Consider the following 25,348-nt stretch of genomic DNA (forward strand, 5'->3'; position numbering starts at 1 on the left):
TTTTACAAGACTAAATTTACAATTAAACCGTGGATTTCTCCAATCTGATTTAACATTTCTAAATGTCCCGTTTTCGTATTAATTAAATTCATAACATCTTCTAACTCATTTAATCCCATTTCCGCCTGTTTCACAATCGTCATTTTCTGTGAATAGCCATAACGTGGATGACGCGACATGACATCTTTATATTGCAATACATTATCTACGTAAAAATTCAAAAATGATTTTACTGTATTTTTGTATTCCATTACGTTATCAAGCGTTAATTCCATTTCAATTTTCTCTTTAATTTCTCCAATGTTATCGACAAATGCTTCCATTTGTTCTAGCAATTTATCTTTTTTCGGATCTGCATGCAAATTATCCGAAAATGCAAGTCCTGTCCTGACATTTGCTTCTTTCGGCATTTGAGTAGCAGGCGGTATATGCGATAAAATTGGATTATGCGAGATCGAACGCAGCATATATATCACCTATTTATTTATTTTTTTATTTCTCCCTAAACTTAATCGTAAAATCCAGTTATTTATAATTATACTCTGAACACTAACATTTTGCAGTTATTTTTTATAAAAGATATGTTACAATTTAGCATGAGGTGGCACAAATCTATGAATATTTTTCTTTGTGGTTCAAATCAATTAACAGCATTAGATCAGGAAGAAATAAAAAAATTTTTAACTGACTATGCTCACAAACATAAAATTTACATATTATGTTATAAATCTATTGAAAATGAGATTCTTCGTTTTTTCATCGAAAACGAAAGACTCGCTCAAAATTTATGCCTTTACACGCTACAGCCGTTACAAGCATTAACAGATGAATTTCAAGAGGTCGTTGATTACTTAAAAAAACACGGAGCCGAGTATGTCGCTTTTGATCATCCTTCCGACTCCATTTACCGATCAGATTATATGTTTTTTGTAAAACAAATAATCGAAGATACCGATTTAGTTCTCTGTTTTTATAATGGGGACAAGCATACATCTGTCATTCCCGTTGACGTTGCAAAAGAAGCAGGAATTGATGCTGTTATTTATGATTTACCAGGTTTACATGAAAAACAGATGAAAAAAAACTTTGAACAAAAAATCCGTATGATGTAAAGGGGGAGGCACAATATCGTTATTGTGCCTATTATAAATATGATAATTGAACAAGATTATGATCATTTTATCGCGAGTTTTAAACAACAATTCAATATGGATATCGCTTCATATAAACAAGATAGAATGCGTCGTAGAATCGATGCTTTTATTTCGAGAAAGGGCTTTGAGAACTACACTAGTTTTCTAAGCAATTTACGTACCGATCAAAAGTTATTTTTAAGTTTTATTGACTATATTACAATTAACGTTTCAGAGTTTTTTAGAAATAAAGAACGTTGGCAAACGTTAGAGACGAAAGCACTACCAAAATTACTCGAACAAAATAACGGAAAATTAAAAGCATGGAGTGCCGCTTGCGCTGCCGGTGAAGAACCATATACACTCTCTTTAATTTTATCGAAGCACCTAGCTCCATATCGTTTTGAAATACAAGCAACAGATCTTGATTTTCACATTTTAGAAACTGCAAAACGCGGTCAATATACAGAACGTTCTTTAAAAGAATTACCTGCCGATTTAAAAGAGCGTCATTTCACAAAAGAGAATGATATATATTCATTACACCAAAACATTAAACAAAACGTCACGTTCAAGCAGCATGACCTGTTAATGCAGTCGTTCGATACAAATTACGATTTAATCATTTGTCGCAACGTAATGATATACTTTACTGAAGAAGCAAGGGTAAAACTTTATGAAAAGTTTAGTCGTGCTTTACGAAAAGGCGGCGTATTATTTGTTGGTAGTACTGAACAAATTTTAACACCTGAACGTTATAATCTTCAGCGCTTCGATACATTCTTCTACGAAAAAATATAAAAGAGGTCGTCACAATGTAAAGTGACGACCTTTTTATATAACTCGAATTAAAATAATAGCAACAATCCATACAAAGAGAAAGAGAAACGTCATAGACCATTTATGTTCTTGCATCGTATGTTTCAAAGCCTGTGATAATTGTGTCATATTCATTTCTGCAAGTGCTCTCCATACGCTTACATCCCGCTCTTTAGCAGTGCGATCTGTAACGCTAATTAAAATGGTTTCGTTAGACAATTTTGTTATATAAGCAGTAATAACCGTTACCATTAAATTTATATTTCCTTCTGAAGAATCACTTTCCACTCTAGAAAGGAGTGCACTTACATCTAGTAACGGAATATGTACCTTTCTACCAAATGATAGTTGTACTTCTGCGAAATCATACGTCCCATCTAACAAAGGAAGCTCTTTTATATGCGCCTGCTTCACAAGTCCTTGCAAGCTTTTCATTACTTGTTCAAATATTTTTTCTGTTTGCTTTCCTTCTCCAGATAATGTATGTAACTTCTTAAAGAGTTGTAATACTGTATCCATCTCTTTAGAAAGCATTTCCTTCATAACCTTTCCATCGCCTAAACTCGCAAGTAAAATCCCTATTTCATTATTCTTCGAAATAATTTTAGACTGTCCAGTAAACACTAGATTACTATGCTTTCGTTCTTTCTGGATTTCATGTTCTGAAATAGCTGCAGGCTGTTTTAATGGTTGTAGCGTCTTATTTTCAATTGTTGTACGTTTAATCTCCATCTAAGCGCCTCCACTACTATGAAATTATTAGCCCCATTCTTTATTACTTTTTAAAACTAAAAACAATACGAATAAACCTGACATAATAGCAAATACATTAGAAGCTTGTATTCCCTCGTCACTTTTAGCTTCTTTCTGATCTGCTGGCTCTTCTTTTTTCTCTTTCTTTTTAGAAACGTCTTGATTGTTATTTTTATTATCTTTATCTTTTTGAGTCGTCGCTTTATTTACTTCCTTGTTGTCTGTGAGAGGCTCTTTTATAACATAAGTAATTCTTTCTTTCTCTTTCAATGGTTCTTTTATAAGATCGTTTACTTTCTCTTCTTTTTTTGGAATTTGAACAACTGGTGGTTTTTCTTCCTGAAGCGGGATTTCTACTTTCGAGTCTTCCTGCTTCTCAGTTTCTTTCTTATCTTCTAATTTATTTTCTAATTTATCTTCATTCTCTCGTTCATCTATCTTTTTATCCTCTTCTGTTTTTTGCTCCAAAACAGAAACGACATACTCACTTGCTTCAATCAATTTATTTCCAGCCGCATCTACTACCTCTACAAATAGTTCGTATGTCCCATTTGGCAACGCATCCGTTATTTCAAATACCTTTTGCCAATCCATATCGCGCTTATTGTAATCTAACAAAAATGTAATCTCTTTATTTTCTTTTCCTTTTAATGTAACACGAACTTCTTTCACAACCGATTCCATGTCTGCCGCCTTCACTCTTACACGTATAGAATCGCCTTGTTTTCGTTCGAGTACGTTCTCCTTCACCTCGTCAATCGTAACCTTATGCAACTTCGGCATCTCTTTATCCATTGTTGGCATTTCATTATTTATACGAATAAAAGGGACTTTCACTTCATTTTCTAAGAGCTCTTCTTTCTCATTTTCTTTGTAATTTTGAATGAGCTGAAGGTTCCAATCACCTTGCAAATCAAAAGTCTCAACCTTGTAGTTAGCAATCCATCGCTTCGTTTCCTCTTCATACTTAAACGATAGCATTCTTTCTTGTTCATACTGATCGCCGTTTTTTGGCAAGCGCAAAATACCTTTTATACTTTGAACATTTTTCTCTTTCGGCTCTACAATAACCAGCACTTCTTCGCCAACTTTTAATTCCGGCTTATTTACTGTAATAACCCCTTGATCCGTCTCTATCTTCTTTTCGGTTTCTTGTTCATTTTTTGCTTCTTGTTGTTCTTCTTTATCTTGCTTCATTTCCACTTGTTCTGGCTGTTCTTGAACTTCCTTATTCTCTTCTTGCACATTCACTTCATTTATATTTTGTTCTGGCACATTTTGCTCTTCCGCCTTACTTTGTAGCGTGAAGAGCAAGCACACATGTATGCATAACCAGCTCATTAGAAAAAACTTTACGTTTTTCATCTACTAGCTCAAACTCCTATTTCAACGACTTATAGCGATTTCGTCACTTTTACTCCGAAAAATCCATCTACATTTACAAGTTCACCATACGCCACCAATACATCATTTACATAAATACGAATTGGTTCGTCAATATCTTCATCTAGTACAACCGCTTCATTCTCTTGTAAACTTAAAATATCTTGAATGGTTTTCACTGTGCTTCCAAATACAAATTTCACGTTCATTTCTACATTTTGTAGAATGGATGTGTCCATGTATACTGGTTCCATTTGTTTTACTTCTTTAAATTCAATAGGTTGCACAACAGGTTCTACAACTTTTTCTTCTTCTATTTCTTCCGTAACAATCTCTTCTTCCTCTTCCACCATTGGATATAGAAGTCTTCTTACCATTTCTTTCGCTTCTGTAATCGGTAAAATTTGATACATTTTTGATTGAAGCAGGTCGCCAATTTCAAGGTTAAACGTAATTTGAACGAGTTCGTCCACTTCCATTGACTCTCCCAAATATTCCATTTCTTCTTTTAAGGTTACAAATTTAACATTTGGTGGTGTCATGTCCATTTTTTCTTGAAACATTTCTGACATCGCTGTTGCCGCATGCCCCATCATTTGGTTCATGATTTCTTTAATACCGCTCAGTTCTAATTCACTAAGTTCTTTCTCAGAATCAACTTCCCCTGTCCCCATCATCATTAAATCTACCATTGTTAAAGCGACATCTTTCGTAAATACGAATACATTCTCATTCTTTAGTCCTTCAACAAAATCAACATTTAAAATAACAAACGGGACTGGTACTCCATCATAATGACGAACATTGATCGCTTCTACATTCGGTGTACTAATTGAAACTGGCTGATTTAAAAGCGTTGACAATACTGTTGAAGCGGAACCAATTGAAATATTTGCAATTTCACCAAGGACATCTTTCTCTTCTTGCGTTAAATGTTCTTTTTCAACTTGTTCTTCTACAATCTCAGTTTCCACTACTTCTGCTGGCTCGTCTTGCTCTTCTACTCCACCAGATAATTGCATTAATTTATTTATCATTTGTTTCGCATGTTCAACTGAAACAATTTGCACAAGTTTAGAGTTTACAAGATTATCTATCTTTAAATCAAACGATACTTTAACAATCGTTTGATTCCCATCGATTTCCGAGATTTTCTCCATTTCTTCTGATAGCTTTACAACTTTAATTGTCGGCGGAGACATATCTACTGTATCTTGGAAGAATTCAGACATAGATGTAGCTGCGAACCCCATCATTTGATTCATCGCTTCTTGTACAGCACTTAGCTCTAATTCACCAAGTTCTTTTCCGTCCTCCACTTCACCTGTTCCCATCATCATTAAATCAGCAATGGATAATGCAACATCTTGCTTAAGGACAAGAAGGTTTTCCATATCTAATCCTTTTGTAAAATGAATGTTTAGTACAACGTGTGGAACTTCGACGTCGCTTGAATCATATAAATCTACCAATTCGATGCGAGGAGCAGTAATGCTTACTTGCCTATTTAAGATTGTTGATAATACAGTCGAAGCTGAACCAAATGATATATTTGCAATTTCGCCAAGAATATCGCATTCTTGAGGCGTTAAATGCTCATTTTCTTTTTCTAGCACAATTGTGCTCGTATCCCCTTTTGTGTGTTGCTCAGGCATTTTCTCTGCCTCCTCATTTCTGTTTTTCTATCAAATGATATAAACTCTCATTTTATTTTAACAAACTTATTATATAAAACGTTAATATGTATTTATTCCCATTTTCAGCTTAGTAACAATTAACCAAAAAGCTCCCCAATTGTATACAAGTGGGGAGCTTTCCTTCATTCCTATTATAAACCTTCTGGGTTTAAAATGAGGACCACTCGTCCATCACCGAGAATTGTCGCACCAGAGAAATAATTAGAACTCTCTGCAAAGAAGTCACCTAATGACTTTAAGACTATTTCTCTTTGACCGATAATTGTGTTTACAATAAGTCCATAGCTGCGATGTGTATTACGAACAATTAACACAGGAACCATTTGACCATCATATGACGCAAACGCCTCATCTGCTGTTTTCTCACCAAATACCGTACTTAAATGCTTCACTTCAATAATTTGATTACGGTAATTTAACACATCTTTTCCTTGTATGGATTGGATGTCTTCTCTCTTGATTCGAATTGCTTCAACAATATTACCAAGAGGTAAAGCATAACGTTTATCATTCGTTTGAACAAGCATAGATTGTATAATAGACAACGTTAATGGAAGTTCAATTCTGAATGTACTGCCTTTTCCTTCTTCAGAATCAATAATTAAATGTCCACCTAAACTATGGATTGTATGTTTCACTACATCTAATCCAACCCCGCGCCCAGAAAGATCTGATACAACTTCAGCTGTACTAAATCCTGGTTGGAAGATCAAATCAAATATTTCACGGTCTGTTAATTTATTTGCCTCAGATTCTGTTACAACACCATTTTTAATCGCTTTTTCTAATACTTTCCCTTTATGAATTCCATTTCCATCATCCGTAATTTGAATTACGACATGATTTCCACTATGGAACGCTTCTAATTTAATCGTACCTGTCTCATTTTTACCTGCATCACGACGTTGTTCAACAGTTTCAACCCCATGATCAATTGCATTACGAATTAAATGAACAAGCGGATCACCGATTTCATCAATAACAATCTTATCGACTTCAGTATCTTCACCTGTAATTTGTAAATCGATTTTTTTCCCTAAATCTTTCGCTAACATACGTACCATACGCGGGAAACGATTAAAGACTGTTTCAATCGGCACCATACGCATGTTTAGAAGTACATTTTGAATATCTTTTGAAATATCGCCTAATCGATTTAAATGCTCAATTAATTCTTTGTTTTGAATTGCTTGTGCCAATTCATCTATACGACCACGCTCAATTACACTTTCTTCAAACATGTTCATTAATCTTTCAATTTTTTCTAATTGAACACGTATGGAACGATTTTCTACTTTACCATTTTTCGTTTTTGCAGTGCTTTTAGCTGGTGTAGCATTAGCAGATTGTTTAGATACTTCTTTAGTTGATTCCACATGCGTAGCCGCTTGTATAACTTCTTGTACGACTTCTTGTGTAACCAATTTTTCCGAAACTACTTCTTTTGATGTATGTCCTTGCTTCACTTCTACTTTCTCAATTTCAGAAACATGAAGCACTACTTGTTTTAATTCTTCTTCACTTTGATCAGTATCCATAAATACTGTGAACTCAAACCCGAAAGCATCTGCTTCAATTTCTTCAATACTTGGAACTGTTCTTTGTACATTACCTACATTTTGCAGCGCTTCAATACACATAATGGCACGTACTGCTTTTAAAATAGCTTGTTGCTCAACAGTTATATGCACTTCATGTGAAGCTGCATCATCGTTATTTATAGTTTCTTGTTCTATATGTTCAGTAGGAATTTCTATATTGCCGTTCAATAATGCTTCTAATTTCTGTTTCGTTGCAATTACATCAATATTGCCCATTCCACCTTGCTGCACATCTGCAACCATCTTCTCTAGATTATCAATGCATTCAAAAATCACATCAATAATCTCCGCATTTACAACTATATTCCCATGACGAATTTCATCTAAAACGTTTTCCATTTTATGCGTTAAATCCGCCATTTCCGTAAATTCCATACTCGCTGACATACCTTTAAACGTATGGGCTGAGCGGAATATTTCTCCCACAACATCCATATCAGTGGGATTTTGTTCTAAAGTTAGCACATTTTCATTTAGCGATTGTAAATGTTCTTCTGATTCCTCAAAAAATATATTTAATAGATCTGTTTGCATTTTAATCCCCTACCTGTCTAACAAACATTTCATTTATGTATAACAATTTAGTGTTTTAAAGCAAGAAAAAAGGGGGCCACACGCATATCCGCTATCAATGTTTAGATTCCTTGTGGCACCCCTTCTATATTAGCTGTTTGCTACTTTTGTTAAAGCTTCGATTACACGATCTGCTTGGAATGGCTTTACAATAAAGTCTTTTGCTCCACCCTTAATTGCATCTAATACCATACCTTGTTGTCCCATTGCAGAACAAATAACAACTTTTGCACTTGCATCAATTTTAATAATTTCTTTTAATGCTTCAAGTCCGTCCATTTCTGGCATAGTAATATCTAATGTAACAATATCAGGTTGAAGTTCTTTATACTTTTGAATTGCCTCTACTCCATTTTCCGCTTCTCCGATTACTTCAAATTCAGAATTACTTTTTAATAAGTTTTTAATCATTGTTCGCATGAACATCGCATCGTCTACAACTAAAATTTTATGTGCCATTCTTTTTGATTCTCTCCTTCTATGTATAAATATATCTTAATATTTAACCTTATCATTCTCACTCATTATACAAAATAAAATGATAAAATTTAATATTTTTTTAAAAGAATTTTCGTATTTTTATTATTTATTATCAAAATAACAATATACTATTCTTTTATATAAATGACAACGCGACGATTTTTTTCCCAATTTTGCGGTGAATCATTTGGTACTACTGGCTTGGTATCTGCATATCCTACCGCAGCTAGCCTTTTATCATCCACATTATACACTTCAATTAAGTGATGAATCATATTTGCCGCTCGTGCGGAAGATAATTCCCAGTTTGAAGGGAATTTGTCGTTATGAATCGGTCTACTGTCTGTATGTCCTTCTACAACAATGGGATTTGGTACCGATTGGAAAAATCCAACTAATTGGCTTATTATCTCTTTCGCCTCCGGTTTAACGTTCGCATCACCCGTATCGAATATTAAATTATCTACTATAACGACACTTACCCCTGTATCCTCTCGATATACATTCACTTGACTAATACTGTTATTATCCACATATACTTTTAACTTCTTATATAATTCATCCATTCTTTTTTTCGAAGTCATTTTTTCATCATTTTTTTCATGTGAAATATCTGGTATTGTATTTTCCATTACTTTTGCATCTACTTGCTCCGTATCACTAAACTTTTCAAGCATCTTTGACAATTTTACTGCATCCTGCTTTGAAGTAGCAACTAGTAATACAAAGAAAGTTAATAATAACATCGTTAAATCTGTAAAAGTCGTCATCCAACGAGGCGATCCCTTTTGCGGTCGTTTTATCATCACCATACCACTCCTTGCAATATTAGGCTGCTCGTTTTACTTTTTTTATCTTTGTTTCGTATACGTATGTATCGAGTTTCAACTTTAATTTAGATGGAATTTGTCCACGATACAATTCTGAAATTGCTTCAATAACAAACTTCTTCTCTGTATATAAATCTTCAATACCACGATACACTTTTTCAGCAAGAGGGATTGCAATCATATTTGCAAGTACGGATCCATACAATGTCGTTAACATTGCAACTGCCATCCCTGTACCAATTTGCGATGTGTCTTGCAAGTTTTGAAGCATGATGATAAGACCAATTAAAGTTCCTATCATACCCCAAGCGGGGGCAAAATCACCAATTTTATCTAATAACGCTGCTCCTTTTCTTAACTCATACACTTCCGTTTCAACATCTTTCATTAACACTTCTTTTAATTCCTCTTCATCATAACCGCTTAACATTAATCGAATTCCTTTTTGAATAAAAGGATTGTCTACTTGCTCTCCATCAACTTCTAAAGAAAGCAAACCGTGTTTTTTAGACTTTTTTGAAAAATCGACAAACAAATCTGTTAACTGTTCTAAATCTTCTTCTTTTCTATGTAAAACAGTAAAAATACTTTTCGTATATTTTTTTATTTCTCCAAATCGATATGCCACAACAATTGTCGCTGTTGTTCCCCCTATAACAATTAAAATAGATGAAACATCTAAAAAGTTTTTAAAAGCTTTTATTCCACCGCCGCCAAGCATAATTGCCGCTATTACAATAGCAAAACCTACTATTATGCCCACTGGGCTAGAAATATCAAACTTCCTTTTTTTTCTTTCTGGTCTAGCAAATACTTGATTTTCGTCTCCCATATTCCTGCCCTTCCTTTTCATTTTTATAAAACATTTTTTTATTTTAATAATGCGTTTTCACATATAATAAGTATTATACGCTTATCATCTATTTATCGCAATATACTCATAGAATTGACACATTTCATTTCCATATTAGAATTGTAGTATGGAAATATGAGGAGGATCACGATGGAACATAACATTTTACAAGTCATTGCACTAGCAGAAAAACTAAAATATGAAATGCGACATAGCTGGCTTTCTAACGGCCGTCAAGAAAGCGTTGCTGAACATACGTGGCGCATGTCTCTAATGGCCATTTTAGTTGAACCTTATTTAGATCAAAAAGTAAATATTGAAAAATTACTTAAAATGGTTATTATTCACGATCTAGTCGAGGCAGAAGCTGGTGATATTCCTGCTTTTGATACAATGAATAGTCATGAATTACAATTACAAAAACAAATAAATGAACAAGAAGCCATTTTAAATATTAAACGAACATTAAAAGGTTCTCTCGGTGAGGAATTATATGATTTATGGATGGAGTTTGAAGCGAAAGAAACGTACGAAGCAAAAGTTGCTAACGCACTGGATAAGCTTGAGGTAAAAATTCAGCATAACGAAGCTGATATTGATACGTGGCTGCCAATTGAACATAAAATGACATTCCAAGTAGCAAAGCATACAAACTTTGATTCTTTCCTATCTAAATTACAAAAAATCATTGAGCAAGATGGTGAAAATAAATTATTAGCTGCTGGCATTGACGTTGAAGCTTGCAAGCAATAATGAAATAAGACACTCAGCACGAGTGTCTTATTTCATTATTGTTGATACAGCCTGCTTGTAAATAAGTTGTTGTTTTCCATCAACTAACATTAAAACGGTAAATTTGTCTATTGCAACAATTTCTCCTACTATTCTAACGCCACTCTTTAAAAAAATTGTAACAATACCTTTTTCTTCTTTTATTTGTTTATATAGCTCGTCTTGTAAATGTTCCAAATACATCTCTCTCCTTTTTCGTTGAATATCTTAATATAAAAAACTACAAATTCTTTATTTATGTACTTTATCTTTTACATTCATAAACTTATTAATAAGTATATCTAAATCTCGGCTAAATAACAAAACTTTATCATGATCCAATCCATGTCTAGCAACAAGTTGAATTAGCTCTTTCTTTTTGTTTTCTATTTTATTTTTTAATTGTCCCATCTCCATCTCTTCACTAAAACTCCCTTTTCCCATAATATTACTTGTAAAATTATAGTACAAATTCTCTCATAAAAAAATATAAAAATGGTTTTTTTTACAATTTATATATTTTTTTATGAACAAATCGCAAAATATATAACGATTCATCCCCATATCCGTAGCTCTATATACAATTAGAATGACCATACAGGCGTTTGTCTAATTACAAAAGAGACTGGCTCCTTTTCTATACAAAAAACATACTGTATATAGTAGTCCATGAATTATATAGATTAACTTACTCAAAAGGAGGAACACATATGAGTTATGGTGGAAGTTGCGCTGGTTTCGGCGGTGGATTTGCTTTGCTTATCGTACTATTCATCCTTCTAATCATCATCGGATGTAGCTGTTGGGGTGGCGGCGGATACGGATACTAATATATCCTATCCTTAACAAATGAACGAAAAACTATAAGAAAACAGCTCATATTTGAGCTGTTTTTTCATACTTTCGTATGAAATTATGTCCCTCTTTTTTCTGATTTCAACTCATAAAAAAATGTTTACTATGAAATAAGAAGCATTTTTACTTAGGAGGATTACAATGATTAAAGGCCTTTACGAAGCTCATTTACCTGTACGTAACTTAGAAGTATCAATATCTTTTTATGAATCACTTGGACTAAAATTATATAAAAGAGGAAATGATATTGCTTTCTTTTGGATTAAAGAAAATGAAAGCTGGCTGGGTCTTTGGGAAGGCACAGAATACAAAGTGAATTATCATCCCTCTTTACGACACATCGCCTTTCAAGTAAGTTTACATGATTTAGAAAATGCGATTCATTGGCTAAATCAAAAAGGAATTTCAGCACGAAAAGACTTTGGAATGGAACCAATTGTTTTTCCTGAATTAGCACATGCCGCTGTATACTTTAACGATCCTGATGGAAATAGTTTAGAATTGATTGCACAATTACCTGTTGGACTTCCTTCAGAAAAGAAAGTGTATTTAAGTGAATGGAAAAAACAAATTCAAGCATCATCATTACATAAGGGTTGAGCTTTTTATGTCAGTTTCTTATTCCGCACTTCTTAAAACAAATAAAAACTTCAATAAACTATTTTACGGACAAACATTAAGTGTACTTGGAGATTGGTTTCATACAGTAGCTTTATTAACATTCGTCTATAGCATTACGAAATCACCGTTTATGATCGCACTTACTTTTATAAGTAAAGGTTTACCACAGCTTCTTCTTAGTCCATTCATAGGCGGAATTGTAGATCGTTTTTCTAAAAAGAATATTATGATTTTTACCGATATTACACGGGGAATTCTAGTCCTTACATACACACTCGCAAGCTATAAAATTGAAATCATTTTTATTACCAATATATGTTTATCTGTACTTTCTTGCTTATTTGAGCCGGCTAAACAAGCAACCTTAAAAAACATCATACACCAAAATCATTTCGTCACTGCTAACTCTCTTTCTAGTACAATGAATGGTTTTATGTCTATTATGGGAGCTTCTTTAGGCGGAATAATTGCACAGTCTTTACATATTGAATTCGCTTTTTTAGTAAATAGCCTTTCCTACTTTGTTTCAGCCTATTTTATTTATAATATGAGCGTCCCTACTCATGATACTCGTAACGAAAAGAAAGCATTTTTTACTGATATAAAAGATGGTTATACATACATATTACAAACAAAAATTATTTTAACGTTAATTCTTGTCGGCATTTCATGGGGCATGATTGGCGGCGCTTATCAGCTACTTCTAACGATCTATGCCGAAAGAATTTTCCACACGAATATAGGAATTTTATATACGGTTCAAGGGGCTGGACTTATGATTGGAAGCCTCTTCATTACTCTTTATATGTCTCATAATAAAGAAAAAATGAAACAAGCATTTGGTTGGGCCTATTTCCTACAAGGCATTTTCTTTCTCGGATTTATTTTGTCTAATCAACTTATAATTGGTATCATTACATTGCTCTGTATGCGCATAGCAGGAGGAATCATCGTTCCACTTGATACGACATTACTTCAAACTTACACGAAGGACGATATGATGGGTAAAATTTTTTCATTCCATTATTCCATTTACGGATCTCTTATTCAGTTATCCATGTTTTTTACAGGAGCGCTTTTAGAAATTCTTTCTCCACAAGTTATTGGTACCTTACTAGCTATATGCTGTATTTTTGTTAGTTTTATATGGCTTTACCTGTTTTATCGCGGGAAACTGAATGAAGAATCTACTGTCACTTAATAGCATGTTTATGTAGATGCTATTTTTATTTATGTCGAAATACAGAGGAAAAAGGCGATTTATTTTCCTTATGTTCTAATTTTTTAAAATGTACAATAAATTTAGATTATAAGAAAGGAGATGTCATAATGTTTGAAGATAGACTTACTATTTCAGCTGAGCAACAGAAGCTTATTTCCAATGCAACTCGCATTCAAATTCTTCACCTTTTAAAAGACGAAGCACTCACTGCAAAGCAAGTAGCTACTAAACTAAACAAATCTACTGGTAGCGTACATTATCACGTTCAAATTTTATACGATGGAGGGTTACTTGAATTAGTAGACACGAAAGAAAAACGAGGAATTATTGAAAAATATTACAAGGTAAAATCTGCTCATTTCTATATTGAAGAAAGCAGCACAGAAGGAACGAATACAGGCAGTCATATTGTATCTCATTTATTTTTAACTCCAGAGGAATTACAACAGCTTACTTGGGAGGTTACACAAGTTTTATTACGCTGGGAAAACAAAACCGCTCGTCAATCAAACTCCGAAGAGGAATACGCTATTTCCTGCAGAATTAAAAAACAATGAAAGAAAGGTCCAGCTACTCATGAAAAATAAATTATTATTATTGGCCGGAACAGGAATTTCTCGTTTAGGTGATTTTATGTATCTTATCGCCCTAAACTTAATGGTGTTAAATAGCACAAACTCCCCTGCTGCTGTAGCAGGATTATGGATTGTAGGTCCAATTGCCACCGTATTTACGAAAATATGGTCTGGTAGCATAGTAGATCGATTAAACAAACGGTCCATTATGCTTATCACAGATATCATTCGGGCAGCTCTCATTGGCTGTATACCACTATTTGATTCTATTTGGGCCATTTACATTTTTATCTTTTTGACTCGCATTGCTACATCATTTTTCGATCCAGCTTCATTTTCTTATAAAACAATGCTCATACGTGCTGAAGAACGCGCGCAATTCAACGCTTGGAGTAGCTTTTGTACAAGCGGAGCTTTTATTATCGGTCCAGCTCTTGCTGGAATACTTCTCACCACGTACTCAGCAGCCTTTGTTATTTACTGCAACTCACTTTCCTTTCTACTTTCTACCATTCTCATTTACTTCTTGCCAAACATTACATTACAAACAAAGCAAAACGAAGAAGTTGCAAATACTTTCGTACAAACATTACGAAATGATTGGAAACAAGTTTTTTCATTTGCTCGAACAGAAACTTACATTATTCTCATATTCGTTTTATTTCAAGCGACTATGCTTGTCGCTATGGCACTCGATTCACAAGAAGTTGTTTTCACAAATCAAGTACTGTTTTTATCCGATATAGAATACAGTATGCTTGTTAGTATAACTGGAGCTGCTTATGTTTCCGGTTCATTTCTTGTCTCTCTCTTTGCCAAACGATTACCAATTCAATATGGTATCGGATTAGGGACAATTTTCACAGCAATAGGTTATGTAATTTTCGCCTTTTCAAATTCATTTATAGTCGCAGCGAGCGGTTTCATTTTACTTGGCATTTCTTCATCATTTGCTGGTACTGGCTTTATAACATTTTATCAAAATAACATCCCTGTACATATGATAGGACGTATTGATAGCGTGTTTGATTCCATAAAAAGTTTTATCCAAGTCTTTTTCATTTTAGCAATTGGGGCATCGGCTCAATTTATTTCCGTTCAAATCACTGTAATCAGTAGCTCATTACTCATTCTTTTCCTTTCTTGTTTATTAGCAATCCGGGTAATGGCGCCTTCACGAGAAAAATATTTTAAAGCGACAGAATCATCATTGGAATATTAATTGCAACATAAAAAGCGGCTATTTTGCCGCTTTTTTCCCGTATTAAAGAGCAGCAAGCCCCACTGATTAAAGTATCACTTTATGTTAAAATATGTATTGGACCTAATTATATGTGGAGGGCTATTTTGGAGATTATATTCACTTTCATATGTATTATATTAGTAGCTTCTATTTTACAAACAAGTACAGGTTTTGGCTTTTCTATTATGGCAACACCTTTCTTACTCATGCTATTTCTACCACAAGAAGCTATACAAATAAATATCATTTTATCATTAATTATTTCCATATCACTCATCTGGAAAATAAGAACAGACATTGATTTTATTCTACTGAAAAGATTAATTTTTGGAAGTATAATTGGTGTTCCTTTTGGTATTATCATTTTCACTTCCATTAACATCAACACGTTTAAATTAGCAATTAGCATCCTTCTCTTACTATTAACGTTGATGCTAATATGCAACTTTAAGATTCAATCAACAAAATCTAGAGATTTCATAGTTGGCGGATTATCTGGTCTTTTAACGACAAGTATCGGTATGCCAGGACCTCCCCTGTTACTTTATTTTACAGGAACTGATACGAAAAAGGAGAAGTTACGAGCAACTACATTGGCTTTTTATCTATTTATATATTTCATTAGCCTACTAACTCAAATACTCTTTACTGGCACAAACAAAACAATTTGGGAATCAAGTTTTTATGCTATTCCAATCGTATTTCTAGGTTTGTATATAGGTCAAATTATTTTCAAATGGCTTAATCAACGCATTTTTAAAATATTTACGTACATCCTTTTGAGTTGTACGGGTATGTATCTTCTTATTGAAAGTTTGCATTTGTTATAAGTAAACTTTTCAAGACAATAGATGCTTTAAATTGTACAAAAACTCTTAGATTTAAACGATAAAAAGCGGCTATTAAGCCGCTTTTTATATTCACTTAAACTAACGTTTCATCACACAGCTCTGTTACATTTTTAAAATATTGCAAGTTCTCTTTCGCTTCAGCTTCATTAAATAAATTGAGCTGCTTCATTATTTCAGCAGCAAATTCAACGTACGCAGGTCTGCCTTTTTACTCATTTCTTATTAAGTCCTTTTTCACTTAAAAACTCTTTCATATGCATTCTTTTTTCTTTAGACATAAACGAACTCATTGATTCCGTCCATGTTACGTTTTTCTTGTTTGATGATCTTTCTTTGTAATACGAGCTCATCGTTTCATCGTATTCGTTTAATAATTCATCATATTTCTTTTCATCATACCCATTTTCATGAAGGATTGCCGCTACTGGTAAACGTGGTTTCACTCCGTGATCTTCATCTGGTACACCAACTGTCATTCCGAATACAGGATATACTTTATCAGGTAAATGAAGCAATTCACTTACTTCCCTCGGATTATTGCGAATACCACCAATATAACAAATACCGTATCCTAACGATTCTGCTGCTAGCGCTAAGTTTTGCGCGAAAAGTGAAGCATCTACCGTCGCAACGATAAAGTCTTCTACTCCTTCATGCTTTATTTCTGTACCATGTTTTTCACATGCCATTTCAAGACGTTTTAAATCTGCACAACAAACAAAGAATGCTGCGCAGTCCTTCACGTGACGATTTCCGGATAACTCTGCTAGTTTAGCCTTTAAGTCTTGATCGGTTACATATATAACAGAATACGCTTGTACAAAATGCGAGGAAGCGGCATGCTGCGCAGCTTGCACCATTCTTTCCACTACATCTTTCGGAATTGATTCTTCTTTATATTTACGAACTGAAACGTGTTGCTCCATTTTATGTATGATTTCATTCATGAAAAACACTCCTTTTTCTCTTCATAATGAAAAATTAACATATCTTTTCCAATATTCACAACTTATAAGCACAAAAAGAGCAATTCTTTTTTGAATTGCTCTTTTTAACATATATATTATTACGATAAATGAAATTATATCAACGATTCCTTGCACTATATCGACGATTCGACAAGGGATATCGACTTACCGACAAATAAAGACAAGCTCACATCAAATTATGCCCTTATCTTATTACGCTGTTTTCAGAACTTTAATACCTTTTACGATATTCCAAATGAAGTAATAAATCCCCACAAGAATGAACACCGCATATGTGATCATCATGCCAATTCCAGCACCATCAGATTGATTGAAGCTTAAACCATATATGCCCGATACTGCTAATCCACTAACTAAAATCGCATACGGGAAAATATGTGACCAAAATGCTTTTTTCGCGTGATATTTCACTTCATCCTCCGCAACGAAGTACACGATAATTGGTAGTAAAAATGGTGCAAAAAAGATACTAAAGTAACATAGGGAAGATAATATATTATTTCCTTTCATCCGATTCACCTCTAAATAGTTTTGTTATCTTCATTATGTCAGGAATCCGTTGAAGAAACTATCGCTTTACCTTTCATGAACATGACATATTTGTAAGATTTCCATCAAAAATAATCCCGCTTAGATTTCGAGGCGGGATTATTTTCTCTATATTCGATTCATAAACCAATATTGCGTAATAGCTAAATACTCTCTTATATTCGATGGAATGACAATTCGCTTCGGCGTTTCGGCCGGAAGACCTTCTAATTGTAAACCTTGCTTTGCTGCTATTTTTTTCGCTCTAAACATATGGAAGTCATTTGTTACGATCATGCCCTTTTTCATATTGTCCGGAATTAAAGGTTTTGAGAATTTAATATTTTCATCTGTACTCGTTGACTTATCTTCCATTATAATGCGGTCTTCTGCAATTTTTAGTTTCATTAATCCATGTTTCATTGCTAATGCTTCTGAAATATCTTCTCCTTTTCCTTTCCCTCCAGACACAATAGCAATTGTTTTCTCATGTGATTGTAAATAGTCAGCTGCTTTATCAATACGATATTGCAATGAGTACGATGGTTTCGTTCCGTTTACTTTCGATCCTAATACAATTATATAATCCGCATCATAGGTCGCATTCATTTGCCCATGCTTATAAATGTTATATTGTAAAAATCCCACATAAACGGCGCAAACCATTATAATGCCCATCATATACTTCATTATTTTCTTCTTTTTCATCTCCATATACTCCTATGTTCTTTGCTTCTTTCATGATAATATCCATTTATTTGTTTGTATACAGACAAATTCCAACTCATCCTAATTTATCCTCTGGAATGTAATATTTATATTTCTTTCGGGAACAGTAAGTACAACTTTGCACGAAGGAGTGTCTCTATTGCTTCTCTTTTTATGTAACGTATCGTTCTTTTTCATCTTATTTTTACTATCACTCAAGTTACTCGGTAAATCAGCTTTAGCACAACTAACGCCTCATGATTTTGGTGCTATTATCTTTTTATCTTATTTAGCTTTTCAGGCTATACCAGTCTCAGGTGCTTTACAAGCTTTTCTCGGTATGATCGTTATTACATGTTTGCATTTGCTTCTTACAAAATTAAGCTTACTAAACAAACTGAATCGTTTTATTCTTGGGCACCCGATTATTTTAATTAAACATGGTGACATTATTTTTGAAAACTTACAAAAAAGTAGATATCCAATCGCTGAACTTCTTTCTAACCTTCGCGTCGCAGGATATCCAAGTGTTCACGAAATTGAATATGCTATTTTAGAAGCGAATGGCGCCATTAGTATTTTACCAAAGCGTGAACTTGTACCATTAACTCCGAAAGATTTGAACATAGATGTTACATATGCCGGATTACCAATTGCCCTTATCGTTGATTCACAAATTCAATACGATAACTTAAAGCTAATTCATAAGGACAAAAAGTGGTTATATAAAGAGTTAAAAGAAAAAGGAATTACAAATATTAAAAACGTTGCTTTCGCGTCTGTTCAAGAAACAGATGGATCTTTTGCTATTAGTTTAAAAAAATAGAAAATCCCCTTCATTTCTTAAGGGGATTTTCTTCATTATATCGCTTCTTTCTTTCCCGCCATATTTAATGGAACAGGGTGTTTCATACGATTCATCGTAAATACGATAATCGCTGTCAATACTTCCGCTACTGGCATAACGAGCCAAATTCCGTTTATCCCAAATAATTTCGGCATAATCCATAATAATGGAATAATGAATAGCAACCCTCGGCTCATTATAATAAGTACTGATTTCGTCGTTTGTCGCACTGATTGGAAGTACTCTCCATACACAATGTTATAGCCTAAAAATACATATTGGATAAAGAACAAGCTCATACCCGTTAATGTTAATTCCAATAACTCTGGAGATTGAACATCAAATAAACCAATAATATATTTCCCGAAGAATAATCCGACAATTATTGCCACTCCTCCAAGTACAACTGCAATTTTCACAGCGAACTGCAATCCTTCGCGCAATCTTTCTGATAAATTGGCACCGTAGTGGAAACTAGCAATTGGTTGTAACGCTGCTCCAACGCCGAAGAATAGTAGTAATGTCATCGCATGGATACTATTTACCATCGCATAGGACGCAACCCCTACTTCCCCTGCATATTGAACGAACGCAATATTAAAACCGATTGTTACAATTGCAACCGTACTTTCAGCTGTAAAACTTGGAAAACCTATAATCATAATTTGTTTCACTGTATCCCACTCAAAATGGAATTTCGTCCATTTTAAAATACTACTTTTTCTAAAGAAGTGAGTTAATAATACAAGGAAACCAATCGCTGCCGAAAGAATAGTCGCTGAAGCAGCACCAGTTACGCCCCATCCAAAGATGAAAATAAAGATATAGTCAAACACTATATTTAATACAGCCGTTACAACTAAACCTGCCATTGCTAAATTAGGATTTCCATCATTTCGAATAAATGTACTTAAAATATTTTCTAAAACGTATATCATTCCAAATGTTAATAATACGTGTAAATAGTCTAACGCATACGGTAAAATTACTTCGTTTGCTCCGAATAAATATGCTAAATCTTCTATTCTCCATAAGCAAATCGCTGCTAATACACCTACGATAATTACTGCTACTGTCATGGATTGAGTAAAAATAGACCTTGCTCTTTCTATTTTATTTTCACCTAATGCAATGGAATATAACGTTGCCCCGCCCATTCCAATCCATAACGAAATTGAAAAGAAAATTGAAAACGCTGGAATAGCCACGTTTACTCCTGCTAATCCGTTTGCTCCAACTCCCCTACTAATCATAACCGCATCAATTACAATATTAACTGACATTAATACCATTCCTAGAACGGCTGGTATTAAATACGAAATAAATAAGCTCTTTATCGGTTTTTCTCTTAACTTTTCTGTTGCTTCCATACTATTTTGCTCCTTTTTTTCAACTCTCTTTTCTCAGTTTAAACCTTAAAGTAACTTGAAGGTCAATAGAGAATTTAAAAAATAGGTAACTTACTTATCGTGTTTCATGCCAATTTGTAATGATACGATCCCTACAACTAATTGCTTTATTTTTTCATGATAGGAATTTGAATTTCTGTTACTTGTTCCTCTGGATTTTCTGTTACAGACCAATCAATTAATGCAATCTCAATTGCATCTCCACTTATTTCATATCCTTCTTGATCAATATATTGCATTAGCTTCTTATATGTTTCATCCGTTTCTTCATATGGTCCATGATGATATACACAGGCAAACATACCTTCTTTAATTTCATCTGAACTCTGTACTTCAAAAGGCATGTAATCCAAAAGAATAAATACACTGCTATATGCTTGAAACTCATTTTGCATTAATCCTTTTTTCGCGACTGTTACACCGATATCTCCAGAAAATAAGCTATCATCCATTTGCCTCATATTTTTTTGCAACGAATGAATGTAGTACTCAAACATATCATCCGTCGTATTCGGGGCGACCGCAATAGCTGTTATTTTTCGCTGCGGGATCTCTTTTATTACCATTTGTTCAGCTTTTGCTTTTGTTGCTTCCTTAATTAAATGAATTCTATGCTCCATTTTCGCCAAAGCATACTCAATTTCTCTGTGTTTTTTCAACATCATCTCTTGTTGTTTTTCCAGTAAATTGAGTGCATATGCTGGATTTCTTTCATCAATATATTTTTTAATTTCCTTTAATGGAATGTTTAATTGGCGTAAAAACTTAATCGTATCTAATAGTGAAAATTGATCGATTGTGTAATAGCGATAATTTGTTTGCGGGTCGACAGTAGACGGATGAAAAATCCCCTTCTCATCATAATAGCGTAAAGTAGATTCCGCTATATTATGCATTTTTGCCATTTCTCCAATTGTAAAGCGTTTATTTAATAACATCTTTTATTTCCTTCCATTTCTATTTATTTCATTATATGTTCATTCTGTCTTCAAAACAAAAAAGAATTCCCCTACGAGAATTCTTTTTATTAACTCTTAAACCTCTATTATTATAGGAAGGATCATCGGTTTTCTTTTCGTATTAGTATATATAAACTTCCCTAAAGCCTCTCTTACTTCTCTTTTCAAAATACCCCAGCTATTCACATTCTCTTTCTTCAAATTATTAATTGTAATAACAGCTAATTTATTTAATTCCTTCAAAAACTCTTCTGAATCACGAACATAGACAAATCCACGAGAGATAATATCAGGACCGGAAATAATTTCTCCATCCACTTTATTAAAGGTAATAACTATTACGAGCATTCCATCTTCTGAAAGTTGTTTTCGATCACGTAATAAGGCATTTCCAACATCACCAATTCCTAATCCATCTACATATATATTTCCAGCCTGTATTTTTCTAGATTGAACGGCCACTTCATTACTAATATCTACAACATCTCCATTACGAACGATAAAGATATTTTCTTTTTCGACACCAATTGATTCTGCTAACAAACTATGGTGATGTAGCATTCTAAACTCCCCATGAATTGGGATAAAATATTTAGGTTTCATTAAAGTGAGCATTAATTTCAATTCTTCTTGATACGCATGACCAGATACATGGACTCCAGTAGAACTACCTGATCCATATATTACTTTTGCTCCTAAAGCAAATAAATTATCTATAATTCTTGAAACGTTACGTTCATTTCCTGGAATCGGAGTCGCGGCTATAATAACCGTGTCTTCTGGTAAAACATCAACTTGTCTATAGTTTCCACTCGCTAAACGCGCTAAAGCTGCCATCGGTTCTCCTTGACTTCCTGTACAAAGTATCGCTACCTGCTTTGGATCTAAACGATTTACCTCACTCGCTTCAATTAACATGCCGTCTGGAATATGTAAATATCCTTTCTCTAGAGCAACTTCTACTACATTTACCATACTTCTCCCGAGCAAAGCTAATTTTCGATTTGTTTTTATGCAAGCTTCAACTATTTGCTGAACACGATTCACATTAGAAGCAAATGTAGAAATAATTACTTTTCTATTTGCTTTCATAAATATTTCCTCTATCCGTTCTCCTACCGATCTCTCTGATGGAGTAAAACCTGGTCGTTCTGCATTTGTACTTTCAGATAGTAAAGCTAGTACACCTTCACTACCTATTTTAGCCATTTTATGAATATCAGGATGTTGGTTATTTACTGGTGTTAAATCAAATTTAAAATCTCCGGTATGTACTACATTACCTTCTCGAGTATGAAACACAATACCGAGGCAATCTGGAATACTATGATTCGTTTTAAAAAATATCGTCTTAATAGAACCGAGATCAATTTCTGATTCTGCGTGAATGACGATTAATTCTGTATCATTTTGAAGATTATGCTCTTTTAATTTAATTTCAATTAAACCTAACGTTAACTTCGTCGCATAGATTGGTACGTTTAGTTGTTTTAAAAAATATGGTATTCCGCCAATATGGTCCTCATGCCCATGCGTGACGACTAACCCGCGAATTTTTTCTTTATTTTCTTGTAAGTATGTGATGTCTGGAATTATTAAATCAATTCCTAATAAACTTTCATCTGGAAATTTAGATCCACAATCAATAACGACAATATCATTTTCATATTGAATAGCGTACATATTTTTTCCTATTTCATTTACTCCACCTAAAGCAACGATAGACAAGTTGTTTTTTAATGACTTCAAATGATAAAACCTCCCTTTCACATTTATAATTCGTGAAATCGTATTTAGGCTTTATTATTTGTAATGAAAAAGGACTTCATACTATTTCATACATATAAAAATTCACACACTATTCTTATATGTATATCCCTAATAACACAGCCTCTCTCTAAAAAAGCTCCCATTTTTTCATTGATTTTTTATAAAATCTATTATATATTAATTACAGGTTCAAATTACGAGTTCAAAAGAACTTGTAATCAGACCCTTTATTTAATGGGTTTTACATATTTTCATTAGGCAAATTCCGAGAAATCGTATGATAAAAATAAAAATGATGAGGAGAGGATCCGATGGAATTCGAATTTTTCTTTCAAATTGCACTTATTTTATTAAGTACAAAGCTTGCTGGTGATCTTAGTGTTAGATTAGGCCAACCTTCTGTACTCGGTAAATTAATTGTCGGTATCGTTATCGGTCCAGCTGTATTAGGTTGGATTGAGAATTCAGAACTTCTAACACAATTAAGTAATGTTGGGGTTATTCTTTTAATGTTTATGGCCGGTCTTGAAACAGACTTAGAGGAATTAAACGCAAACCGTAATTCTTCTTTAGCTGTTGCACTTGGAGGTATTATTCTTCCATTCGTAGGTGGTTACGTTTCTGGTCTTGTTATGGGAATGGAACAAGGAAATGCTGTATTTTTAGGATTACTTCTATGTGCGACAAGTGTTAGTATTTCCGTACAAACACTTCGCGATTTAGGAAAGATGAAAACACGTGAAAGTACAACTATGCTGGGCGCAGCTGTATTTGATGACATTCTTGTCGTTATTTTATTAGCATTTGCAATGAGCTTCTTAGGTACGGACGATGTTAACTTAACAATGATTATCTTGAAGAAAGTTGTATTCTTCGCTTCTATTATTTTAATCGGATGGAAAGGTGTTCCTGCGATTATGCGCTGGTTATCACCACTACGCGTATCTGAGTCTATCGTGAGCGCGGCTCTTATCATCTGTTTCTCATTCGCATATTTCGGCGAATTATTAGGAATTGCTGGTATTATCGGTGCTTTCGCAGCTGGTATTGCGATTTCTCAAACGAATTACAAACATGAAGTAGAAAAGAAAGTAGAACCAATCGCTTACGCTATGTTCGTTCCAGTATTCTTCGTAAGTATCGGTATGAATATTACATTTGACGGTATTGGCAATCAAATTTGGTTCATCTTAGCATTAACTGTTATCGCTGTATTAACGAAACTAATCGGTTGTGGATTGGGTGCACGAATGACTGGATTTGATGCGAAGTCTTCTGCAATTATCGGTGCTGGAATGGTTTCTCGTGGTGAAGTTGCACTTATCATTGCTGGAACAGGACTTTCTTCAGGTCTACTAGCACAAGATTACTTTACAGCTATCGTTATTGTCGTTATTTTAACTACAATGATTACACCACCAATGTTAAAATACACTTTTGGTGCAAAAGATAAAGCAATGAAAGCAAGTAAATAAGTTTCATAAAAAAGAAGATTACTATCTTATAAGATAGTAATCTTCTTTTTCGCTTTATTTCTAAACAATTTTATTCGTTTTTAACCATTTTTCAAAAATAATTCGTGCTTCTTCATCATCCATATCAATACTAAATGAATACACCTTAATGCCGTAATCATCTATATATTCACCTAGCTTCATTTCTCCACCTTTTTGTAAAAATCGCCTGCCTCATCTTGCGGAATATACGCATCCCAAACTGGTTCCTTTATTCTTTTGTACGCCGTCACTTCTAAATCATATCCATCTTCATAATATCCGATGTGATAATGTTGATTAGAATCATATTTCTTCATAATAAATTCCCCTCCCTTTGAAAATGTATCACCTTTCACATAATAAACAAAAGCGAGCTGTATAT

General features: G+C 33.8%; 27 protein-coding genes and 2 pseudogenes. 11 read left to right on the forward strand and 18 right to left on the reverse strand.

What is annotated here, in order from left to right; translation table 11 throughout:
* Positions 1 to 2 precede the first annotated feature (2 nt).
* Positions 3 to 467, reverse strand: a complete 465-nt coding sequence (locus COL05_RS00335) for a YaaR family protein (RefSeq protein WP_000946323.1) — start codon at positions 465 to 467, stop codon at positions 3 to 5.
* A 147-nt stretch (positions 468 to 614) separates the two neighbouring features.
* On the opposite strand from COL05_RS00335, the gene COL05_RS00340 reads away from it, so the two are divergent.
* Positions 615 to 1,112, forward strand: coding sequence for a hypothetical protein (locus tag COL05_RS00340; protein ID WP_001020094.1), 498 nt, complete (start codon positions 615 to 617; stop codon positions 1,110 to 1,112).
* A gap of 39 nt (positions 1,113 to 1,151) precedes the next feature.
* Positions 1,152 to 1,934, forward strand: a complete 783-nt coding sequence (gene cheR / locus COL05_RS00345) for a protein-glutamate O-methyltransferase CheR (RefSeq protein ID WP_142337294.1) — start codon at positions 1,152 to 1,154, stop codon at positions 1,932 to 1,934.
* Between the two features lie 33 nt (positions 1,935 to 1,967).
* Here the strand turns inward: cheR and COL05_RS00350 are convergent, their stop codons facing one another.
* The 7 genes from COL05_RS00350 to COL05_RS00380 form a co-directional block, all read right to left on the reverse strand.
* Positions 1,968 to 2,684: a hypothetical protein gene (locus COL05_RS00350; RefSeq protein ID WP_000403978.1), complete on the reverse strand. Its 717-nt coding sequence runs from the start codon at positions 2,682 to 2,684 to the stop codon at positions 1,968 to 1,970.
* A gap of 27 nt (positions 2,685 to 2,711) precedes the next feature.
* On the reverse strand, positions 2,712 to 4,070 hold the full coding sequence (locus COL05_RS00355; RefSeq protein WP_098667191.1) for an Ig-like domain-containing protein: 1,359 nt from the start codon (positions 4,068 to 4,070) through the stop codon (positions 2,712 to 2,714).
* Between the two features lie 29 nt (positions 4,071 to 4,099).
* Positions 4,100 to 5,743, reverse strand: coding sequence for a flagellar motor switch protein (locus COL05_RS00360; RefSeq protein ID WP_001115025.1), 1,644 nt, complete (start codon positions 5,741 to 5,743; stop codon positions 4,100 to 4,102).
* A 173-nt stretch (positions 5,744 to 5,916) separates the two neighbouring features.
* Positions 5,917 to 7,920 (reverse strand): chemotaxis protein CheA, encoded by a 2,004-nt coding sequence (locus COL05_RS00365; protein ID WP_098667192.1) that lies wholly within the window; start codon positions 7,918 to 7,920, stop codon positions 5,917 to 5,919.
* Between the two features lie 129 nt (positions 7,921 to 8,049).
* Positions 8,050 to 8,418, reverse strand: coding sequence for a response regulator (locus COL05_RS00370; protein WP_000940575.1), 369 nt, complete (start codon positions 8,416 to 8,418; stop codon positions 8,050 to 8,052).
* A gap of 149 nt (positions 8,419 to 8,567) precedes the next feature.
* Positions 8,568 to 9,245, reverse strand: coding sequence for an OmpA family protein (locus COL05_RS00375; RefSeq protein WP_098667193.1), 678 nt, complete (start codon positions 9,243 to 9,245; stop codon positions 8,568 to 8,570).
* Between the two features lie 22 nt (positions 9,246 to 9,267).
* Positions 9,268 to 10,101, reverse strand: coding sequence for a flagellar motor protein MotP (locus COL05_RS00380; RefSeq protein WP_000502147.1), 834 nt, complete (start codon positions 10,099 to 10,101; stop codon positions 9,268 to 9,270).
* A 171-nt stretch (positions 10,102 to 10,272) separates the two neighbouring features.
* Between COL05_RS00380 and COL05_RS00385 the strand changes: the two genes are divergently transcribed.
* Positions 10,273 to 10,875: an HD domain-containing protein gene (locus tag COL05_RS00385; RefSeq protein ID WP_000400754.1), complete on the forward strand. Its 603-nt coding sequence runs from the start codon at positions 10,273 to 10,275 to the stop codon at positions 10,873 to 10,875.
* A gap of 27 nt (positions 10,876 to 10,902) precedes the next feature.
* Here the strand turns inward: COL05_RS00385 and hfq are convergent, their stop codons facing one another.
* Both hfq and COL05_RS00395 read right to left on the reverse strand, forming a co-directional pair.
* Positions 10,903 to 11,091 (reverse strand): RNA chaperone Hfq, encoded by a 189-nt coding sequence (gene hfq / locus COL05_RS00390; protein ID WP_000400653.1) that lies wholly within the window; start codon positions 11,089 to 11,091, stop codon positions 10,903 to 10,905.
* A 54-nt stretch (positions 11,092 to 11,145) separates the two neighbouring features.
* Positions 11,146 to 11,364, reverse strand: coding sequence for an aspartyl-phosphate phosphatase Spo0E family protein (locus tag COL05_RS00395; RefSeq protein ID WP_002080856.1), 219 nt, complete (start codon positions 11,362 to 11,364; stop codon positions 11,146 to 11,148).
* A gap of 239 nt (positions 11,365 to 11,603) precedes the next feature.
* On the opposite strand from COL05_RS00395, the gene COL05_RS30820 reads away from it, so the two are divergent.
* The 6 genes from COL05_RS30820 to COL05_RS00425 all read left to right on the forward strand — a co-directional run bounded on the left by COL05_RS30820 (position 11,604) and on the right by COL05_RS00425 (position 16,239).
* Positions 11,604 to 11,723, forward strand: a complete 120-nt coding sequence (locus COL05_RS30820; RefSeq protein ID WP_000120179.1) for a YjcZ family sporulation protein — start codon at positions 11,604 to 11,606, stop codon at positions 11,721 to 11,723.
* Positions 11,724 to 11,889: 166 nt separating this feature from the next.
* Positions 11,890 to 12,348 carry a VOC family protein gene (locus COL05_RS00405; protein ID WP_098667194.1) on the forward strand — a complete coding sequence of 153 codons (459 nt, stop codon included), beginning with the start codon at positions 11,890 to 11,892 and terminating at the stop codon, positions 12,346 to 12,348.
* A gap of 7 nt (positions 12,349 to 12,355) precedes the next feature.
* Entirely contained in the window at positions 12,356 to 13,570 is a 1,215-nt protein-coding gene (locus tag COL05_RS00410) for an MFS transporter (RefSeq protein WP_098667195.1), read from the forward strand.
* A 128-nt stretch (positions 13,571 to 13,698) separates the two neighbouring features.
* Positions 13,699 to 14,148, forward strand: a complete 450-nt coding sequence (locus COL05_RS00415; RefSeq protein WP_098667196.1) for an ArsR/SmtB family transcription factor — start codon at positions 13,699 to 13,701, stop codon at positions 14,146 to 14,148.
* 19 nt (positions 14,149 to 14,167) lie between these two features.
* Positions 14,168 to 15,388 carry an MFS transporter gene (locus COL05_RS00420; RefSeq protein WP_098667197.1) on the forward strand — a complete coding sequence of 407 codons (1,221 nt, stop codon included), beginning with the start codon at positions 14,168 to 14,170 and terminating at the stop codon, positions 15,386 to 15,388.
* Between the two features lie 125 nt (positions 15,389 to 15,513).
* Entirely contained in the window at positions 15,514 to 16,239 is a 726-nt protein-coding gene (locus tag COL05_RS00425; protein WP_098667198.1) for a sulfite exporter TauE/SafE family protein, read from the forward strand.
* A gap of 94 nt (positions 16,240 to 16,333) precedes the next feature.
* On the opposite strand, the pseudogene COL05_RS00430 reads toward COL05_RS00425, so the two are convergent.
* From COL05_RS00430 to COL05_RS00445, 4 genes and pseudogenes are all read right to left on the reverse strand, one after another.
* Positions 16,334 to 16,456 (reverse strand): annotated as a pseudogene (locus COL05_RS00430) (glutamine amidotransferase); the annotation flags it as partial.
* A gap of 16 nt (positions 16,457 to 16,472) precedes the next feature.
* Entirely contained in the window at positions 16,473 to 17,207 is a 735-nt protein-coding gene (gene nfsA, locus COL05_RS00435) for an oxygen-insensitive NADPH nitroreductase (protein ID WP_098667199.1), read from the reverse strand.
* 234 nt (positions 17,208 to 17,441) lie between these two features.
* Entirely contained in the window at positions 17,442 to 17,759 is a 318-nt protein-coding gene (locus COL05_RS00440) for a magnetosome magnetite crystal formation protein family (protein WP_098667200.1), read from the reverse strand.
* A gap of 147 nt (positions 17,760 to 17,906) precedes the next feature.
* Positions 17,907 to 18,458, reverse strand: coding sequence for a YdcF family protein (locus COL05_RS00445; protein WP_306475304.1), 552 nt, complete (start codon positions 18,456 to 18,458; stop codon positions 17,907 to 17,909).
* 187 nt (positions 18,459 to 18,645) lie between these two features.
* Here COL05_RS00445 and COL05_RS00450 point away from each other — a divergent pair, with 187 nt between their 5' ends.
* Positions 18,646 to 19,311, forward strand: coding sequence for a DUF421 domain-containing protein (locus COL05_RS00450; protein ID WP_098667201.1), 666 nt, complete (start codon positions 18,646 to 18,648; stop codon positions 19,309 to 19,311).
* A gap of 35 nt (positions 19,312 to 19,346) precedes the next feature.
* Here COL05_RS00450 and COL05_RS00455 read toward each other — a convergent pair whose 3' ends face one another.
* The 3 genes from COL05_RS00455 to COL05_RS00465 form a co-directional block, all read right to left on the reverse strand.
* The gene (locus COL05_RS00455; protein WP_098667202.1) at positions 19,347 to 20,702 is read right to left on the reverse strand and encodes an MATE family efflux transporter; all 1,356 of its coding nucleotides are present in this window, start codon (positions 20,700 to 20,702) and stop codon (positions 19,347 to 19,349) included.
* Between the two features lie 146 nt (positions 20,703 to 20,848).
* Positions 20,849 to 21,679 carry a MerR family transcriptional regulator gene (locus COL05_RS00460; RefSeq protein ID WP_098667203.1) on the reverse strand — a complete coding sequence of 277 codons (831 nt, stop codon included), beginning with the start codon at positions 21,677 to 21,679 and terminating at the stop codon, positions 20,849 to 20,851.
* 96 nt (positions 21,680 to 21,775) lie between these two features.
* Positions 21,776 to 23,449 carry a ribonuclease J gene (locus COL05_RS00465; protein ID WP_098667204.1) on the reverse strand — a complete coding sequence of 558 codons (1,674 nt, stop codon included), beginning with the start codon at positions 23,447 to 23,449 and terminating at the stop codon, positions 21,776 to 21,778.
* Between the two features lie 332 nt (positions 23,450 to 23,781).
* On the opposite strand from COL05_RS00465, the gene COL05_RS00470 reads away from it, so the two are divergent.
* Positions 23,782 to 24,945 (forward strand): cation:proton antiporter, encoded by a 1,164-nt coding sequence (locus COL05_RS00470; protein ID WP_098667205.1) that lies wholly within the window; start codon positions 23,782 to 23,784, stop codon positions 24,943 to 24,945.
* A gap of 60 nt (positions 24,946 to 25,005) precedes the next feature.
* On the opposite strand, the pseudogene COL05_RS00475 reads toward COL05_RS00470, so the two are convergent.
* Positions 25,006 to 25,283, reverse strand: a pseudogene (locus COL05_RS00475) (DUF3986 family protein).
* Positions 25,284 to 25,348 lie beyond the last annotated feature (65 nt).

This window comes from Bacillus sp. AFS059628 (assembly GCF_002571225.1).
GTDB lineage: Bacteria > Bacillota > Bacilli > Bacillales > Bacillaceae_G > Bacillus_A.